Source organism: Azospirillum sp. UFLA03-27 (genome assembly GCF_059803775.1).
In genome coordinates, this window is record NZ_JAUQTX010000450.1 from 1 (window position 1) to 2,383 (window position 2,383).

Below are 2,383 nucleotides of genomic sequence, written 5' to 3' on the forward strand. Positions count from 1 at the left end.
GTAGAGTACAGACCCGACATCTGACCGTGTAAGCGCCTCTATTCCTAATCAGAAAACGATCAGATCCACCGGTGGAGCATGACCAGCGTTGTCCTGCTCTCCACAAGACAATGACCCGGAAAGCCCCGTTCAGGCAGTACCCAATGACCCTACAGGCATAGGGTCTGGACTCATAACCAGTCGGCGACGGTTGCGGCGATGTGGACGGCTGCCATGAAGTTGGTTGCGGACCGGTCATACCGGGTGGAGATGCGCCGGAAGTCTTTGAGGCGTCCGAACATACGTTCGATGACGTTGCGGTTCCGGTAGAGGTAGGGAGAGAAGCAGTTTTTCCAACGCTTGTCGGTGCGTGGTGGAATGTTGGGCGCGGCTCCCGCTCCCGCCTCTTCGATCTTCCGTCGAACAGTGGCACTCTCGTAACCCTTGTCGCCGTGCAGAAGGTCGGTGGGTGGCATCCGGTCGAGCAGACGGTCGGCGGCGGTGCAGTCGGCAACCTGACCGCCGGTCAGCAGGAAGGCGAGCGGCCGCCCGCGCGGATCGCTCAGGGCATGGATTTTGGTGGTTCGTCCGCCACGGGACCGTCCGATGGCCTGTGCCCGCTCCCCTCTTTGCCGCCGCTCGCCGAACGATGGGCGCGCACCGCCGTGGAGTCGATCATCACCTGGGCCGGAGGCCCACCCGCTGCGGCCAAGGCATGGAAGATGTCCTCCCACACGCCCCTGGACGCCCAGCGGACGAACCGATTGTAGAGCGTCTTGCGGGGGCCATAAACCGGCGGAGCATCCGCCCAGCGCCCCCGACTTCAGAACATGGACGATGCCGCTGATCACACGTCGGTCATCCACGCGCGGCTTGCCTCGGGTGTCGCACGGAAGGTGCGGCTCAAGCTGTCCAAACTGCTCCACCGTCAACCAGAACTGACCGTCGCTCATCGCAAAGCCCCTTTCCAAGGCGTTGAATCACAACGGCTCTCTGACGGAAAAGCTCTTTATGGATCCGGACCCTAGGGCAAGAAGCTGGCGGGCTTACACGAGAACTCTGGTATTTCATGGTCAGCGCCAACCTCATAGCAGGATCATAGAAGGATGGGTGCCAACCTCTAGTCCTGACCTCCTCCACTATAAAAGGTTGCGCATTGATAAACCAAATCACTCCAAAATTAGCATCAAGAAAACTAGAAATATATTCCTCCGGCTCGCGGGTGAAATATGCAGAACAAATCATTTCGGAATAGTGCGGAATGTTTTGTCGCTTTCAATGCCTTGAAAATTTTGCAATCTGACGGCGCATTGTATTAAGCATGTTCTAGCCAATATCTCTGCCAATTTTCTCTCCTGGGAGAATGGGATCATTCTCTTGTAGTGGCTACCATGAAGTATTTGCGATCTGCCCTTGTTGTACAATTCTTCAATAAGCTTAAATAACGTCTTTGGGCTACGACCTTTTACAACAACCTTATCGCCAGAAATACCCGTAAGATGCGATACCATGGATTGTATTCCTGAGCACTTTCCGCCGCAGGCAAGAACATCCAGAGATGTAGCAATTTTTGCCAGAGCTATTGCATCACTTTTCTCTCTACATCCTTCGCCATACCAGTCCAACGCTGTCGCCCATCTTTCCGAAAGGTCAGGATACCTACCTGAGACCGGCGATACTAAAGATTCCAGAATTACCGATATTGCCTCAGTAACTTTTTTGTTTCTTCTAAGATGCAGAGAAACCTGCTTGTACTCCATTGTCATTATACGTGACCCAAGCCTCTGGCCAGGAATCCATAGGTAGTTATCAGTTTCCATGATCTGACTAGTTCCTATTGGCTCAAGCCTCTCGCTTTGGAGAGCCTGCTGATGAAAACATTTTCTTGATCCGAAAACTAGCGATATGGAGTCCAAACCGGATTTACAAACCATCTCACCGATTTTTCGAGACAAATCCTTTTCCTTGTTATTGATGGTGATCTTAATCAAGCTACTGCTGTTTTCAATTGCTCCGTATACAAATCCAGCTAAGCCGGACAATGGAAAATTACCCTTGGGTTGACGCAGTGCTTTCTTCAGGTGTTTTTTCCATTTTGCATTCGCATCCGGCTGACCAAAAGCCAATCGCTTCGCAGGCTCAGAAAAATCTACCCTGTCTATCCATTGATCCCGCGTTAGAAATGTAAGAGGACCAAGATTAAATGGCCTTCTTAGTTCCATGCCTATTGTCCATGCAGGATAGTAGTGAGTGAATTCCCTGCACTGATCGGACACAGCCGTTTTTAGTGAATTTATCACATATTCATTTAAGTTGCTGATACTTTCCAAACTCACCTCACCCCTTAGGTGACTTACGCATATATTTACTATAACTTGTCGCAGCGTGGCGCTGAGTTTATCAA

The 2,383-nt window shown here is 51.4% G+C and carries 2 protein-coding genes; both read right to left on the reverse strand.

Annotated elements, in window-relative coordinates:
- Nucleotides 1–170 precede the first annotated feature (170 nt).
- The gene (locus tag Q4I23_RS32160; RefSeq protein ID WP_498528932.1) at nt 171–932 is read right to left on the reverse strand and encodes an IS5 family transposase; all 762 of its coding nucleotides are present in this window, start codon (nt 930–932) and stop codon (nt 171–173) included.
- Between the two features lie 288 nt (nt 933–1,220).
- A partial coding sequence (locus Q4I23_RS32165) for a hypothetical protein (RefSeq protein ID WP_498528933.1) occupies nt 1,221–2,383 on the reverse strand: 1,163 nt, incomplete at its 5' end.